The sequence below is a fragment of the Streptomyces sp. NPDC051180 genome (assembly GCF_040689545.1).
Taxonomy (GTDB): domain Bacteria; phylum Actinomycetota; class Actinomycetes; order Streptomycetales; family Streptomycetaceae; genus Streptomyces.
Map to the genome: position 1 here is coordinate 63,293 of NZ_JBFBBC010000018.1, position 15,661 is coordinate 78,953.

General features: G+C 71.2%; 13 protein-coding genes and 1 tRNA gene. 7 read left to right on the forward strand and 7 right to left on the reverse strand.

Translation table 11 applies throughout. From position 1 onward, the window contains the following. The first annotated feature begins 284 nt into the window (after positions 1-284). Together AB0424_RS26895 and AB0424_RS26900 are read left to right on the forward strand one after the other, a co-directional pair. On the forward strand, positions 285-1,664 hold the full coding sequence (locus AB0424_RS26895; protein ID WP_366037871.1) for an NAD(P)/FAD-dependent oxidoreductase: 1,380 nt from the start codon (positions 285-287) through the stop codon (positions 1,662-1,664). Positions 1,665-1,843: 179 nt separating this feature from the next. Continuing rightward, on the forward strand, positions 1,844-3,145 hold the full coding sequence (locus AB0424_RS26900) for a cyclopropane-fatty-acyl-phospholipid synthase family protein (RefSeq protein ID WP_366309126.1): 1,302 nt from the start codon (positions 1,844-1,846) through the stop codon (positions 3,143-3,145). Positions 3,146-3,204: 59 nt separating this feature from the next. On the opposite strand, the gene AB0424_RS26905 is transcribed toward AB0424_RS26900, so the two are convergent. Further along, complete coding sequence (locus tag AB0424_RS26905; protein ID WP_366309127.1) at positions 3,205-5,736, reverse strand: FtsX-like permease family protein; 2,532 nt, start codon at positions 5,734-5,736, stop codon at positions 3,205-3,207. 60 nt (positions 5,737-5,796) lie between these two features. Next, positions 5,797-6,567: an ABC transporter ATP-binding protein gene (locus AB0424_RS26910; RefSeq protein ID WP_366309128.1), complete on the reverse strand. Its 771-nt coding sequence runs from the start codon at positions 6,565-6,567 to the stop codon at positions 5,797-5,799. 391 nt (positions 6,568-6,958) lie between these two features. On the opposite strand from AB0424_RS26910, the gene AB0424_RS26915 reads away from it, so the two are divergent. Next, positions 6,959-7,043: transfer RNA gene (locus AB0424_RS26915), tRNA-Leu, on the forward strand. A gap of 173 nt (positions 7,044-7,216) precedes the next feature. Next, on the forward strand, positions 7,217-8,119 hold the full coding sequence (locus AB0424_RS26920) for a Bax inhibitor-1/YccA family protein (RefSeq protein ID WP_366309129.1): 903 nt from the start codon (positions 7,217-7,219) through the stop codon (positions 8,117-8,119). A gap of 62 nt (positions 8,120-8,181) precedes the next feature. Here the strand turns inward: AB0424_RS26920 and AB0424_RS26925 are convergent, their stop codons facing one another. Further along, on the reverse strand, positions 8,182-8,745 hold the full coding sequence (locus AB0424_RS26925; RefSeq protein WP_366309130.1) for a TetR/AcrR family transcriptional regulator: 564 nt from the start codon (positions 8,743-8,745) through the stop codon (positions 8,182-8,184). A 103-nt stretch (positions 8,746-8,848) separates the two neighbouring features. On the opposite strand from AB0424_RS26925, the gene AB0424_RS26930 reads away from it, so the two are divergent. Next, positions 8,849-9,721: an alpha/beta hydrolase gene (locus AB0424_RS26930; RefSeq protein WP_366309131.1), complete on the forward strand. Its 873-nt coding sequence runs from the start codon at positions 8,849-8,851 to the stop codon at positions 9,719-9,721. 28 nt (positions 9,722-9,749) lie between these two features. On the opposite strand, the gene AB0424_RS26935 is transcribed toward AB0424_RS26930, so the two are convergent. Then, the gene (locus AB0424_RS26935; protein WP_366309132.1) at positions 9,750-9,980 is read right to left on the reverse strand and encodes a DUF4287 domain-containing protein; all 231 of its coding nucleotides are present in this window, start codon (positions 9,978-9,980) and stop codon (positions 9,750-9,752) included. 109 nt (positions 9,981-10,089) lie between these two features. Between AB0424_RS26935 and AB0424_RS26940 the strand changes: the two genes are divergently transcribed. After that, complete coding sequence (locus AB0424_RS26940) at positions 10,090-10,419, forward strand: hypothetical protein (RefSeq protein ID WP_366309133.1); 330 nt, start codon at positions 10,090-10,092, stop codon at positions 10,417-10,419. 27 nt (positions 10,420-10,446) lie between these two features. On the opposite strand, the gene AB0424_RS26945 is transcribed toward AB0424_RS26940, so the two are convergent. The 3 genes from AB0424_RS26945 to AB0424_RS26955 form a co-directional block, all read right to left on the reverse strand. Further along, positions 10,447-11,268 (reverse strand): hypothetical protein, encoded by an 822-nt coding sequence (locus AB0424_RS26945; RefSeq protein WP_366309134.1) that lies wholly within the window; start codon positions 11,266-11,268, stop codon positions 10,447-10,449. A 279-nt stretch (positions 11,269-11,547) separates the two neighbouring features. Next, on the reverse strand, positions 11,548-12,768 hold the full coding sequence (locus AB0424_RS26950) for an acetyl-CoA C-acetyltransferase (RefSeq protein ID WP_366309135.1): 1,221 nt from the start codon (positions 12,766-12,768) through the stop codon (positions 11,548-11,550). Between the two features lie 111 nt (positions 12,769-12,879). Continuing rightward, complete coding sequence (locus AB0424_RS26955) at positions 12,880-13,914, reverse strand: SGNH/GDSL hydrolase family protein (RefSeq protein ID WP_366309136.1); 1,035 nt, start codon at positions 13,912-13,914, stop codon at positions 12,880-12,882. Positions 13,915-14,053: 139 nt separating this feature from the next. Here AB0424_RS26955 and AB0424_RS26960 point away from each other — a divergent pair, with 139 nt between their 5' ends. Then, entirely contained in the window at positions 14,054-15,442 is a 1,389-nt protein-coding gene (locus AB0424_RS26960) for a cystathionine beta-synthase (RefSeq protein WP_366309137.1), read from the forward strand. Positions 15,443-15,661 lie beyond the last annotated feature (219 nt).

Genomic DNA, 15,661 nt, shown 5'->3' on the forward strand with positions numbered 1-15,661 from the left:
AGGGGGGCCTTTAGGCCCTTCGAGGGGGTCCTCAGGGCCCTTTCGCAGGTGCGGGGGCCGATTCGCTCGAAGTTTCCATCGTGTGAACGGGCCCCTCGGTTCAGCGTTAACGGGGGCTCTCCCGGCCAGTTCACGGGGGGTGAACAACGTTCACCAGTGCACCCCGGTTCCTTTGCAGGACCATGACGTGGATCACGTGGGCGGCGGAGTGTAGCAGAGGTACCCCAGGACCTTGTGAAGGGGCGCACGAGCACCCCCCTCCGGAGGGGTGGATACTCGATCCCATGAGCACCACGGAGCGTCCCAGGATCCTCGTAGTAGGCGGCGGGTACGTAGGCCTGTACGCAGCTCGGCGCATCCTCAAGAAGATGCGCTACGCGGAGGCGACCGTCACGGTCGTCGACCCGCGGTCGTACATGACCTACCAGCCCTTCCTCCCCGAAGCCGCCGCCGGCAGCATCTCGCCGCGTCACGTCGTCGTCCCGTTGCGACGCGTCGTCCGCGGAGCCGAGGTGCTCACCGGCCGGGTCACCACCATCGACCAGGACCGCAAGGTCGCCACGATCGCGCCGCTCGTCGGCGAGGCGTACGAGCTGCCGTTCGACTACCTGGTCATCGCCATGGGCGCGGTCTCCCGCACCTTCCCGATCCCCGGCCTCGCCGAGCAGGGCATCGGCATGAAGGGCATCGAGGAGGCCATCGGCCTGCGCAACCACGTCCTCGAGCAGCTGGACAAGGCCGACTCGACCACCGACGAGGAGGTCCGCCGCAAGGCGCTGACCTTCGTCTTCGTGGGCGGCGGCTTCGCCGGCGCGGAGACCATCGGCGAGGTCGAGGACCTGGCCCGCGACGCCGCGAAGTACTACCAGAACGTGTCGCGCGAGGACATGCGCTTCGTCCTGGTCGACGCGGCCGACAAGATCCTCCCCGAGGTGGGCCCGAAGCTCGGCCAGTACGGCAAGGAGCACCTCGAGGGCCGCGGTATCGAGATCTACCTCGAGACCTCGATGGACTCCTGCGTCGACGGCCACGTCGTGCTGAAGAACGGCCTCGAGGTCGACTCCAACACGATCGTGTGGACCGCCGGCGTGAAGCCGAACCCGGCGCTCTCCCGCTTCGGTCTGCCGCTCGGCCCCCGCGGCCACGTGGACTGCAACGAGAAGCTCCAGATCAACGGCCTCGACTACGCCTGGGCCGCGGGCGACAACGCCCAGGTCCCGGACATGGTCGGCCGCAAGGCGGGCAACCCGAACGCCTGGTGCCCGCCGAACGCCCAGCACGCGCTGCGCCAGGCGAAGGTCCTCGGCGACAACGTGGTGGCCGGCATGCGCGGCTTCCCGCAGAAGGAGTACAGCCACGCCAACAAGGGCGCCGTGGCCGGACTCGGTCTGCACAAGGGCGTCGCGATGATCGTCATGGGCAAGGTGAAGATCAAGCTCAAGGGCCGTCTCGCCTGGTACATGCACCGTGGTTACCACGGCATGGCGATGCCGACCTGGAACCGCAAGATCCGCGTCTTCGCCGACTGGACCCTCGCGATGTTCCTCAAGCGCGAGGTCGTCTCCCTGGGCGCCATGGAGACCCCGCGCGAGGAGTTCTACGAGGCCGCCAAGCCCGCCCCCGCGCCGGCCGCCCCGGCCCAGGAGAAGGCCAAGGCTTCGTAGCACCCGCAGTACCCGTCGTACACGCAAGGCCGTAAAAGGGCCGTCCGCCATCCGTGGTGCGGACGGCCCTTCGCGTGTTTTGCCGACTTGTTGCGCTGTGGTGGGACTGCAAACGCCTACGGACGGTGTTCCCTTGGTGACGAGCATTTCTGGGGCACGAGATCACGGAGGTGTGCACCATGGCCGACGCCGCGTCGCGGCTGACGACTCTCGCCGAGGAGCTGCTGGGAGGTCCGCTCCCGGTACGTCTGCGAGCCTGGGACGGCAGCGAGGCCGGCCCCGCCGGCGGCCCCGTCCTGATCGTCCGCGACCGCCGCGCCCTGCGGAGGATGATCTGGAAGCCCGGCGAACTGGGCCTGGCCCGCGCCTGGGTGGCCGGTGAGATCGACGTCGAGGGCGACCTGTACGACGCCCTGGACCGGCTCTCGGGCCACCTCTGGGAGCGCGGCGAGGAGAGCAGGAGCCTGCTGGACTCCGCACGCGACCCGCGGCTGCGCGCCGCCGCCCGCGCCCTGCTGCGGCTCGCCGGCCCCCTGCCGCCGCCGAAGCCGCCGGCCGAGGAGATCCGCGGCCGCAGCGGCAGCCGGCACACCCGGCGCCGCGACAGACAGGCCATCAGCCACCACTACGACGTGGGCAACGACTTCTACGCGCTGGTCCTCGGCCCGTCGATGGTCTACTCCTGCGCCTACTGGACCGAGGACGGGACGCTGGAGGAGGCCCAGCGCGACAAGCTGGACCTCATCGCCCGCAAGCTGAACCTCAAGGAGGGCGACCGGCTCCTCGACGTCGGCTGCGGCTGGGGGTCCATGGCCCTGCACGCCGCCCGCGAGTACGGCGCCAAGGTCGTCGGCATCACCCTCTCCCGCGAACAGGCCGCCTTCGCCCGCAAGCGGATCGCCGAGGAGGGCCTCACCGACCGGATCGAGATCCGCGTCCAGGACTACCGGGACGTCGCCGACGGCCCGTACGACGCCGTCTCCTCCATCGGCATGGCCGAGCACGTCGGGGAGGTGCGGTACCGGGAGTACGCCGACACGCTGTACGGGCTCCTCCGACCCGGCGGACGGCTCCTCAACCACCAGATCTCCCGCCGCCCCGAACCCGACGAGGCGGCCTACGAGATCGACCCCTTCATCGACGCGTACGTCTTCCCCGACGGGGAGCTCGCCCCCATGGGCCGCACGCTGTCCACCCTGGAGGACGCCGGCTTCGAGGTCCGGGACGTCGAGGCCATCCGCGAGCACTACGCGCTCACCCTGCGCCGCTGGGTGGCCAACCTGGAGCGCGACTGGGACCGGGCGGTCCGGCTCACCTCGCCCGGCCGCGCCAGGATCTGGCGGCTCTACATGGCCGCGTCGGCCGTCTCCTTCGAGCGCAACCGGATCGGCGTGAACCAGTTCCTCGCCGTGCGGACCGCGGAGTCGGGCCGGAGCGGCACGGCGCTGCGCCCCCGCGTGTGGGACGAGCGGAGGGACTGACGCAACGGCGAAGGGCCGGCCTCCCCTTGGGGGGAGGCCGGCCCTTCGCGTGCCCGCGGCTACTCGGCCTTGATGGCGGAGAGCATGTTCAGCCTGGCCGCGCTGCGCGCCGGCCACAGCGAGGCGAGGACGCCGACCAGGGCCGCCAGGACCAGGAAGATCCCGATGCGGTCCCAGGGCAGGACCAGGACGTAGCCCGGCAGGCTGCTCTTGAACGTCTCGCCGATCGCCCAGCCGAGGAACGAGCCGAGGCCGATGCCGACGACCGCGCCGAACACCGAGATGACCACGGCCTCCAGACGGACCATCCGCTTCACCCGGCGCCGGTCCAGACCGATCGCCCGCAGCATGCCGATCTCCTGCTGGCGTTCGAAGACGGACATCGCGAGGGTGTTGACGACGCCGAGGACGGCGATGATCAGGGCCATGCCGAGCAGGCCGTACATGATGTTGAGCATCATGTTGATCGGGCCGCCGAAGGAGTCGCGGATGTCCTTGTGGTCCATCACCGTGATGGCCGGGTTGTCGCCCATGGCCTTCGACAGGGCCTGCTCGTGCGCCGTGCTCGCGCCGCCCTCCGTGGAGACGAAGATCTGGCGGATCTCGGCCTGCTCCTCGTGCGCGGTGACCAGCCGGTGGTCGGCCAGGACCGGCGAGACGAACTCGTTGGCCTCGTAGACCGCGCCGACGGTCAGCTCGCCCTTCCGCTTGTCCAGGTACTCCACCGGGACGGTGTCGCCGACCTTCAGGCCGCGCTTGGCGGCGACGTCGTCGTCGATGGCGATCGTGTTCCCGCCGAGGGAGTTCAGCGAGCCCTTCACGACGTCCAGCTTGAGGACCTTGCCGATGTCCCGGGGGGAGACGCCGGAGACGGAGACGTACGAGCCCTTCAGGTCGAAGGCGCCGGCCTGCTGCGGGGAGACCGCGGTGACGCCGGGGGCCTTCTCCAGGGCGGCCAGCGCCTCCGGGCTCAGCGAGTTGCCGCTGGCCATGGAGACCATGTAGTCGGCCTTGATCTGGTCGGTCGTCACCTTGTCCAGGGCCGTGCCGACGGTGGCGCCGAGCACCGAGAGGCCGGTGACGAGGGTCAGACCGATGGCGAGCGCCGAGGCGGTGGCGCCGGTGCGGCGCGGGTTGCGGACCGCGTTGAGGCCGGCGAGCTTGCCGGAGACCCCGAAGAGGTTCACGAAGACCGGGCGGATCACGGCGATGACCGGGCGGGACAGGAACGGGATCAGCACGATCACGCCGATGAGGGTGAGGAACGCGCCGCCCGCGATGAGCATGCGGCCGTCGTCGCCGCCCTGGCCCGCGCCGAGCACGATCAGCACGACGCCGATCGCGGTGAACAGGGCGCCGATGGAGTTCCGCACGACGAGCGACTTGGTGCTCGCGGCCGCGTGGACGCTGCTCATGGCGGCGACCGGCGGGATCTTCGCGGCGCGGCGGCCGGGCAGCCAGGCGGCGAACATGGTGATCAGGACGCCGACGGCGAAGGCGCTGACGGCCGGGGTGGTGCCGAGGACCAGGTCGCCGTCCGGGACCTTCATGTCGAAGGCGCTCATGGCCGAGCGGAGCGCGACGGCCAGGCCGATGCCGAGGACGTATCCGACGGCGGAGGCGGCCAGGCCGACCAGGCCGGCCTCGGCGAGGACGGAGCGGGTGATCTGCTTGCGCGAGGCACCGACCGCGCGCATCAGGGCCAGTTCCTTGGTGCGCTGGGCGACCAGCATGGTGAAGGTGTTGGAGATCAGGAAGACGCCGACGAAGAGCGCGATGCCGGCGAAGCCGAGGAGGACCTGGTTGAGGGCGCCGAGGCCGGCCTCGATGTCCTTGGCCTGCTGGTCGGCGAGGGCCTTGCCGGTCTGCGCGGTGGCGGACTTCGGGACGACCTTGAGGACCTCGTCCAGGAGCTTGGCGTCGTCGGTGCCGGGGGCGCCGGTGACGGTCAGGTTCTGGAAGAAGCCGGGCTTCAGGTAGAGCTTCTGGGCGACGGAGCCGTCGAAGACGACCAGGCTGCCGCCCGCGTTGACGGCGCCGTCCTCGGTGGTGAAGACACCGGAGAGGGTGTACTCCTTCACCGGGCCGTTGGTGGCGACGCGGACGGTGTCGCCGACCTTGTAGCCGCCCTTGTCGGCGGTGTCCTTGTCGAGCGCGACCTGCCCGGCGTCGGCCGGGCCGTTGCCCGCGGTGAAGCGGTAGGCGCGGTCCTTGCCGTCCTTGCCGGGGGCGAAGTTGGTGCCCTTGTTGGACCAGCCGCTGCCGATCAGCTTGCCGTTCCTGTCGGGCACACCGGCGAAGCCGTCGACCCGGGGGGTGACGGAGGCGACGCCGTCGAGCTTCGCGACCTTGTCGACGTCCTGCTGGGAGAGGCCGGGGGCCTTCCGGGCCTCCTCGGGGTTCGGGTACATCTCGACGGAGACGGCGACGTCGTCGTAGCTCTTGGCCGACTGGTTGCGGAATGCCTGGCCGAGGGTGTCGGTGAAGACGAGGGTGCCGGAGACGAAGGCCACGCCGAGCATCACGGCGAGGACGGTCATCAGCAGCCGCGCCTTGTGCGCGAGGACGTTGCGCAGGGCGGTACGGAACATGGGTGTGTCCTGGAGGAAGGAGAGGGAGGGCGGCGGGCGGGGTGCGGCGGTGCCGCCGTCTCAGCTCGTACGGCCCTTGGCGTCGAACGCCTTCATCCGGTCGAGGACGCCGTCCGCCGAGGGGCGGAGCATCTCGTCGACGATCCGGCCGTCCGCGAGGAAGATCACGCGGTCCGCGTAGGCGGCGGCCATCGCGTCGTGGGTGACCATGACGACGGTCTGGCCGAGCTCGCGGACCGAGTTGCGCAGGAAGCCGAGGACCTCGGCGCCGGAGCGGGAGTCCAGGTTTCCGGTCGGCTCGTCACCGAAGATGATCTCGGGCCGGGAGGCGAGGGCGCGGGCCACGGCCACGCGCTGCTGCTGGCCGCCGGAGAGCTCGCCGGGCCGGTGGCCGAGGCGGGCCGAGAGGCCGAGCATGTCGATGACCTGCTGGACCCACTGCTTGTCGGGCTTGCGGCCGGCGATGTCCATCGGGAGCGTGATGTTCTCCAGGGCGGTCAGGGTCGGCAGCAGGTTGAACGCCTGGAAGATGAAGCCGATCTTGTCCCGCCGCAACTGGGTGAGCTGCTTGTCCTTCAGGGTGGACAGCTCGGTGTCGCCGATGCGCACCGAGCCGGAGGAGAAGGAGTCCAGGCCGGCGACGCAGTGCATCAGCGTCGACTTGCCGGAGCCGGAGGGGCCCATGATCGCGGTGAACTCGCCCTGCCGGAAGTCGACGGTGACATGGTCGAGCGCGACCACCTGGGTCTCGCCCTGTCCGTACACCTTGGAGAGGTCCGTGGCGCGGGCGGCCACCGCGGTGGCGCGGGACACGGTGGGGGTGGTGGTCACGAGGAGGACTCCTGTCACTGCGGGGCTGCTGCGGGAACTCCTCCATCGTCTCGGCCGTTGCGGCCGTGGGCGTCCGTCCACGTGCCCGTTCCCGGGGCCCTCTCGAGTCTGACCGGAGGGCCGATCCGTCCTCCTGAGGTATGACGGCGGCCCCCGAGGGACCGCTCGCGCGGGGCCCTCCGCGGAGGTGACAGAAGTGCGACGACTTTTCGTCATTCCAGGGGGTGCGGCTTTGCGCCTGCGACCCCTGTCACAGTTCGGTGAAAACGCCCCCACCTGCACTGACGCACCCTCAGACGTCAATAAAATAAGACAACATCGGGCTGATGTTCCGCTGAACGAGGGAAGCGCCCCGATAGGCTCCTGTGCCAACGCGGAGCTTCGCGTGTACGCCCGGATGGTGGAACGCAGACACGGCGAGCTTAAACCTCGCTGGCCTTCGGGCCGTACCGGTTCGAGTCCGGTTCCGGGCACCACCGGGCCCAGGCGGGTGCCTGTGGCCCGGCGGAGTCTCCGAGGGGTCGGCCGTGGCCGACGGGGATCGGGTGATGGCGGAAAAAGATCCTCCCCGAGCACTAGGGAGTTTCTTTTGCCTACGCATTACTCTTGACGCAAGGCCGCGCCGTGCGGTCTGCCATGGAGGAGTGAGATGAGGAGCAGCAACCCGGTCTTCTCGCGACGGGGGTTCAGCCGCGACACCGGCCACGCGGGTGTCAACGCGCAGCAGCCGCAGGCCGGGGGCCCCGCCGTCGGAACCAACCCGTACGCCACCGGCAACCCTTACGCCGAGGGCGCGACGAACCCCTACGCCACCAACCCGTACGCGCCGCAGGACACCCAGTTCGGGGCCCCGCAGCAGACGCGCGGCAACGTGATGACGATCGACGACGTCGTGAGCCGTACGGCCATGACGCTCGGCACGGTCGTTCTCACCGCCGTCCTGTCCTGGCTGCTGCTGCCCGTCGACCCGGCGAACCTCGGCAAGTCGTACGGCATCGCGATCGGCGCCGCCCTGGTGGCGCTCGTGCTGTCGCTCGTGCAGTCCTTCAAGCGCAAGCCGTCCCCCGCGCTGATCCTGGGCTACGCCGCCTTCGAGGGCGTCTTCCTCGGTGTGATCTCCGCGGCCGTCTCGACGTACATCGCCGACGGCGTGGTCATCCAGGCGGTCCTGGGCACGATGGCGGTCTTCGCCGGTGTCCTCATCGCCTACAAGATGGGCTGGATCCGGGTCAACCGCCGGTTCTACGGCTTCGTGATGGCCGCCGCGATGGGCTTCATGCTGCTCATGGTGGCCAACCTGCTGTTCGCGGTCTTCGCGGGCGGCGACGGCCTGGGCTTCCGCAGCGGCGGCCTCGGCATCGTCTTCGGCATCGTCGGCATCATCCTCGGTGCCTGCTTCCTCGCCCTCGACTTCAAGCAGGTCGAGGACGGCGTGACCTACGGCGCGCCGCGCGAGGAGGCATGGCTGGCCGCCTTCGGTCTCACCATGACCCTGGTGTGGATCTACCTGGAGATGCTGCGTCTGCTGTCGATCCTGCAGGGCGACGACTGACGCCTCCCCCACTCGGGGGGAAGGGCCCGTCCGGCTTCGTGCCGGGCGGGCCCTTCCGCGTGTCAGGAGCGCGGCGCCGCGTCGAGCAGGACCCGCGCCGCCGCCTTGGCCTGGGCGGCGGGCTCGGGAGAGCCGGTGATGCCCGCGACGGCCATGGCGCCGTTGGCGAGGAGGGACAGCTGGGCGGCGAGGGCGGGCGGGGTGCCGAGGGCGTCGGTCTGCTCGGCGAAGTACGCCCGCAGGGCCTCCTTGTGGTCGCGGGCGATCGTGGTGACCGCCGGCGCGACCCCGCCCAGCTCCCCGAAGGAGTTGATGAACGCGCACCCGCGGAACCCGGGCTCGGCGAACCAGTCGGCCAGCCAGTCGAAGACCGCCAGGGCCCGCTCGTACGGCCCGTCGGCTGCCGCGGCGCCGTGGGCGGCAAGGGAGGCCCGGACGGCCTCGTCGCGGCGCCTGAGGACGGCCTCGACCAGGAGCTCCTTGGAGGGGAAGACCTGGTAGAGCCGCTTGAGCGACACCCCGGACGCGGTGCGGAGGGCGTCCATGCCGACGGACTGCACCCCGCGTTCGTCGAAGAGCCGCTCCGCCGTGTCGAGCAGCTTCAGCTCGGCGGTTTCCGCGTCCATCGTCCGATCACCCCTTGCATGGAGAACCATCGTTCTCGTAGTCTACAGGGCATCGGGAGAACGATCGTTCTCCCTACCGGAGACCGGAAACGGGGAGTCAGTCATGTCCGCTTTCGCCCAGCGCGCCCACACCGTCACCGTCGACGGGCTCGACGTCTTCTACCGGGAGGCCGGCGACCCGGCGAACCCCACCCTCGTCCTGCTGCACGGCTTCCCGTCCAGCTCGCACATGTTCCGCGGGCTTCTCGCCGAGCTCGCCGACGCGTACCACCTGATCGCCCCGGACCACATCGGCTTCGGCGCCTCCGCGGCACCGGCCGTCGAGGACTTCGCCTACGGCTTCGAGAAGCTCACCGAGATCACGCTCGGACTCCTCGACCGGCTGGGCGTGGAACGGTTCGCGCTCTACGTCCAGGACTACGGCGCCCCCATCGGCCTGCGGATCGCCTCCCGGCACCCCGAGCGCGTCACCGCGATCGTCAGCCAGAGCGGCAACGCCTACCTGGAGGGCTTCACGCCCTTCTGGGACGTGCTCTTCGCCCACGCGAAGGACCGGGCGGCGAACGAGGCGGGGGTGCGGGAGCTGCTGACCGCCGAGGCCACCCGCTGGCAGTACACCCACGGGGTCCCCGCCGACCGGCTCGACCGGCTCGCTCCCGAGACCTGGACGCTGGACCAGGCCGGCCTCGACCGGCCCGGCAACAAGGAGGTCCAGCTCCAGCTCTTCTGGGACTACCAGTTCAACCTGGACGGCTACCCGGCCTTCCAGGAGTACTTCCGCACCCACCGGCCGCCGCTGCTCGCGGCCTGGGGGCGCGGGGACGAGATCTTCGGGCCGGCCGGTGCGGAGGCGTTCGCCCGGGACCTGCCGGACGCCGAGATCCATCTGCTCGACGCCGGGCACTTCGCGCTGGAGACGCACGGCGAGGAGATCGCCGGACTCGTCCGCGACTTCCTCGGCCGCCACGTGACGTGACCCCTCGGGGGCGGCGCCGGCGCGCGGCTCAGAGCAGTCTGCGCGCCGCCCGCCGCAGGTCGTACTCGTGGAGGATGGCCTTGGCGTGGCCGTACGCGAGGTCGTGGGCCCCGCGCAGCCAGCTCACCCGCTCCTCGAAGCGGAGGAGGGAGGGGCCCTCCTCGACGGTGCGCATCCAGTCGGCGATCTCACGGCCGGTGCGGCGCGGGATGCGGGCCAGCATGTTGCGGTGGGTCTCCGCGGAGAATGTCTGGGACATCGGCGCCTCCGGACGCGTCGTACCGTGTCGCTCCTCGTGTTCTCCCCGTCACCGTGCCGAAGGGATCGCCCGTTGGCAAGGGGGCCGGGGCGGCGCGTAGGGTCGCGGGGTGCGTGATACGAGTGAACTGACCGCCGCCGTCGAGCGCTTCGCCGACCGGCTGCGGACCGCCCCGCAGAGCCGCCTCCAGCGCGGCGCGGCCGCCGAGGGACTGGCCCTGGCCAGGGAACTCGCGGCGCGCGCCCAGCGCGCCGAGGAGCCGGGGAGCGAGCCGCGGATCATGCCCGACGCGGGCGTCTTCACCGTCGCCGACCAACTCCTCGTCGCCGGCAACGACCTGGCCGAGATCATGCGAACGGCCCCGGACGGCTCCCCTGCGGGGGAGCTCGGCGAGGCCGTGGGGCTGGTACGGGAGGCGGCGGAGCGCTCGGGGCTGTAGGGACCGGGTGTCCCGGCCCCGGCCGGGTCACAGGGAGGCGATCACGCGGTCCGCGAGGATGTAGACGTTCTCCTCGTCGGCGTCGCCGTAGCTGAACGTCAGGGCGAAGGCGCCCGAGACGCCCGAGCCGCCGAGCAGGACCGGGGTCCGGCCGGAGCGCAGGGCCTCCGCGAGGAGCTCCGCGGTCTCCCGGTGGCCGGGGGTCATGCAGAGCGTGGTGCCGTCCGCGAAGACGTACACGTCCAGGGTGCCGAGCGGGCCGGGCCGTACGTCGGTGAGCGCCGTGCGGGTGTCGGCGAGCTCCTCCAGGCGGGCCACCGTCCGCTCGTGGTCGGTGACGACCGGCGTCTGGACCGGCACGAAGTCCGGGTGGGAGGGGTGTCGGCGGCGGGCCGCGGCCAGCTCCGCCGAGTCCTCGGGGTACTCGTCCAGCGCGTCGGGGCCGTCGAGCGCGGCCGCCTCGGCCTCCATGGCCTCCAGGGCCATCGCCTCCAGCCCGGCGAAGTCGGACTGGCGGGGCACGAAGTACGCGGCGTCGTCCGCCGGGCCGCCGAACCCGCCGAGCAGCGACGGGGCGTCGGCGGCGTCACGGGCCTCCTGCGCGGCCCAGAAGGCCCGCGCCTCGGCGAGCTCGCGCTCGCGCTCCTCGGCCAGCGCCTCCGCGACCGCGGCCCGTATCTCGGCGACGGGTGTGCGGGCGGCGGGGACCGTGATCCCACGGCCGGCGGCCAGCTCGCTCCGGAGGGCGGTGACCTCCTTGCGGAGACCGCGCACGGCGTGCAGGGCGGCAGCGCCCACGGCCGTGGCAGCGGCCGTGGTCAGCAGCAGGGCAAGAGGCATGGCGCTCACTGACGTACTCCCGATTCCGAGTCGATCCCCCGACTTCCTACATCAGCTTGTCCTGAGGTGGGGCAGCCTGTCAGTGCATTACGTCACGAATTGGACAGGTATTTCAGCCAGGTGTTTAGTCCCGAAACCACTCTGACCTGGGAAAACGAACTCCCCCGGGACGTAGGTCACATCCTGGGGGAGATTCGGTCACGGCTCGGACGCGGCGCGGTTAGCCACCGGGCGCCGGGACAGGCGCCCGCAGGGCGAAACCGCCCCGCTACGGCTCGGCTCGGCCGCTCAGCTCAGTCGCTCGATGACCATCGCCATGCCCTGGCCGCCGCCGACGCACATGGTCTCCAGGCCGAACTGCTTGTCGTGGAACTGGAGGCTGTTGATCAGGGTGCCGGTGATGCGGGCGCCGGTCATGCCGAAGGGGTGGCCGACGGCGATCGCGCCGCCGTTGACGTTGACCTTGTCCAGGTCCAGGCCGAGGTCCTGGTAGGACGGGATGACCTGGGCGGCGAACGCCTCGTTGATCTCCGCGAGGTCGATGTCGCCGATGGTCAGGCCGGCGCGCTTGAGGGCCTGCTTCGACGCCTCGACCGGGCCGAGGCCCATGATCTCGGGGGAGAGGCCGGAGACGCCGGTGGAGACGATCCGGGCCAGCGGGGTCAGGCCCAGCTCGGCGGCCTTGGTGTCCGACATGATCACCAGCGCGGCGGCGCCGTCGTTCAGCGGGCAGCAGTTGGCGGCGGTGACGAGGCCGTCGGGGCGGAAGACCGGCTTGAGGCCCTGGACGCCCTCCAGGGTGACTCCGGCGCGCGGGCCGTCGTCCGAGGAGACGACGGTGCCGTCCGGCAGCGTCACGGGGGTGATCTCGCGCTCCCAGAAGCCGTTCTTGATGGCCTGCTCGGCGAGGTTCTGCGAGCGCACGCCGAACTCGTCCATCTCCTGGCGGCTGATGCCCTTCAGGCGGGCCAGGTTCTCGGCGGTCTGGCCCATCGCGATGTAGGCGTCCGGGACGATGCCGTCCTCGCGCGGGTCGTGCCAGGTGGAGCCCTCGGAGGCGGCGACCTCGGCGGTGCGGGCCTCGGCCTCGGAGAAGTACGGGTTGTGCGTGTCGGGCAGCGAGTCGGAGTTGCCCTTCACGAAGCGGGAGACCATCTCGACGCCGGCCGAGACGAAGACGTCGCCCTCGCCCGCCTTGATCGCGTGCAGCGCCATGCGGGAGGTCTGCAGCGAGGAGGAGCAGTAGCGGGTGATCGTGCAGCCCGGCAGGTGGTCCATGCCCATCTGCACGGCGACGATCCGGCCCAGGTTGTTGCCCTGCTCGCCGCCCGGCAGGCCGCAGCCCAGCATCAGGTCGTCGATGTCGCGCGGGTCCAGCTCCGGCACCTTCGCCAGGGCGGCCTGGACGATGGTCGCGGTGAGGTCGTCCGGCCGCAGGTCCTTCAGGGAGCCCTTGAAGGCCCGGCCGATGGGCGAGCGGGCGGTCGAGACGATCACTGCTTCGGGCATCACGGCTCCATGAGGGTGCGGAGAGAGCGGACTGAAAGGGAAGTTACCCGTACGTACCGCAGGGGTCACCGCCCTGGCGGTGTGACGCGGGCCTCTTTTCTAAGCGAGCGCTCAGTTGGCGGGGGTCTCCGCGGCCGGGGCGCCCTCCGCCGCCCCGCCGACGGCGCCCTCCGCGGCTCCGTCCGCCACCGGCAGCCGCCGCCTGCGCCGGTGCTTCAGCAGCGCCCACGGGGCCCGGGCGCCCGTCACCTCGGTACCGGCCTCCCGGGCCGCCTCGGCCGCCGCCTTGGCGACCGGCAGCATGTTCTCGCGCCGGGCCGGCTCCAGCCGGTCCGCCTCCGGCCAGACGCCCAGGACCGCGCAGAGGGTCGGCAGGACGGCCATCGCCGCCGTCGCGTACCCCTCCGCCGAGGGGTGGAAGTTGTCGATGCCGAACATCTCGCGCGGGTTCTCGGCGAACTCGGGGCCGAGCAGGTCGCCCAGCGACACCGTCCGCCCGCCCTGCTCCACCACCACGATCGTCTGGGCCGCCGCCAGCTGCCGCGAGGCCCGCCGGGCCAGCCAGCGCAGCGGCTGGTAGACCGGCTCGATGGTGCCCAGGTCCGGGCAGGTCCCGACCACCACCTCGGCGCCCGCCGTCCGCAGCCGCCGCACCGCCGCCGCCAGGAGCCGCACCGACTCGGTGGGCGCCATCCGGTGCGTCACGTCGTTGGCCCCGATCATGATCACGCACACGTCCGGCGGGCCGAGCGGCTGGGTGAGCAGCAGCGACACCTGACGCTCCAGGTCGTCCGAGCGGGCCCCGGAGAGCGCCACGTTCCGCAGCACCACCGGCCGCTCCGCGACCGCCGCGAGCCCCGAGGCGAGGAGCGCGCCCGGCGTCTGACCCGAGCGGCGCACTCCCTGGCCCGCCGCCGTGGAATCACCCAGAAGGGCCAGTCGCAGGGGGTCCTGCGTGCCGAAGGCGCGGCCGTAGAGACCGTCCGCCGCGGGCGGCAGCGGCGCCGCCCCGTCGCCGACCGTCCGCTTCGCGAGCTGCATCTCCGCCAGCAGCACCCCGACGGCCGCCACCCCGAGCAGCCCGATGCTCCCGCCGCCGTAGGCCGCACCCGCCGCGATCCGGCGCGCCACCCTCGCCCTCGACATGGGGCCGTCACCTCCTTCAAGCCGTTGGGTCCGTCGAGCGGTACCTGGTCCTTCAAGCCGTTCAGGGTCTAACTGCCCCGTAACCCGCTCCGACTACGCATACGCTGGCCACACCATTACGGAGACCCCGGAGATTACGGTGCAATTCCACGACTCGATGATCAGCCTCGTCGGCAACACCCCGCTGGTGAAGCTCAACAACGTCACAGCGGGCCTTCAGGCGACCGTCCTGGCCAAGGTCGAGTACTTCAACCCCGGCGGCTCGGTCAAGGACCGGATCGCCGTGCGGATGATCGAGGCCGCCGAGCAGAGCGGCGAGCTCAAGCCCGGCGGGACCATCGTCGAGCCCACGTCCGGCAACACCGGCGTCGGCCTGGCGATCGTGGCCCAGCAGAAGGGCTACAAGTGCATCTTCGTCTGCCCCGACAAGGTGTCCCTCGACAAGATCAACGTGCTGCGCGCGTACGGCGCCGAGGTCGTGGTCTGCCCGACCGCCGTCGACCCCGAGCACCCCGACTCGTACTACAACGTGTCGGACCGGCTGGTCCGTGAGACCCCCGGGGCGTGGAAGCCCGACCAGTACTCCAACCCGAACAACCCGCGCTCCCACTACGAGACCACCGGTCCCGAGCTCTGGGAGCAGACGGAGGGGAAGATCACCCACTTCGTGGCGGGCGTCGGCACCGGCGGCACCATCTCCGGCACCGGCAACTACCTCAAGGAGGCCAGCGGCGGCTCCGTGAAGGTCATCGGCGCCGACCCCGAGGGCTCCGTCTACTCGGGCGGCTCGGGCCGTCCGTACCTGGTCGAGGGTGTCGGCGAGGACTTCTGGCCGACCGCGTACGACCGGAACGTCACCGACCGGATCGTCGCCGTGTCCGACAAGGACTCGTTCCAGATGACCCGCCGCCTCGCCAAGGAGGAGGGTCTCCTGGTCGGCGGTTCCTGCGGCATGGCGGTCGTCGCCGCCCTGGAGGTCGCCAAGGAGCTCGGCCCCGACGACGTCGTCGTCGTCCTGCTGCCCGACTCCGGCCGCGGCTACATGTCGAAGATCTTCAGCGACGAGTGGATGGCCGGCCACGGCTTCCTGGAGGACACCTCCACCGCCACCGTCGCCGACGTCCTGCGGCACAAGGAGGGCGTCCTGCCCTCCCTCGTCCACATGCACCCGGACGAGACCGTCGGCCAGGCCATCGAGGTGCTGCGCGAGTACGGCGTCTCCCAGATGCCCATCGTGAAGCCCGGCGCCGGTCACCCCGACGTCATGGCCGCCGAGGTCGTCGGCTCGGTCGTCGAGCGCGAGCTGCTCGACGCCCTCTTCACCCAGCGCGCCTCCCTGGAGGACCCGCTGGAGCGCCACATGAGCGCCCCGCTGCCGCAGGTCGGCTCGGGTGAGCCGGTCGCCGACCTCATGTCCGTCCTGGGCGAGGCCGCCGACGCGGCGATCGTGCTGGTCGAGGGCAAGCCGACCGGTGTGGTCAGCCGCCAGGACCTGCTGGCCTTCCTGGCCAACGGCGGCTCCAGGTAACGGCGCAACGGGTTCTTCGTACAACCGGTACGAGCGCGACACGTCCGCGCAGCACCCGCTTAACACGCCTCCGGCACAGTGATGGTTGTCGGCGTCACGGACTTCCGGAGCGGCTCCCGGGCCTCCAGAGACGCCGCGGACGCGGAGGCCGGCCCTGACCCGGGCCCGCGTCCCTCGCGGGGACCGCCGTCGTCCCGCCCCCCGTTCACGGGGGTGCGG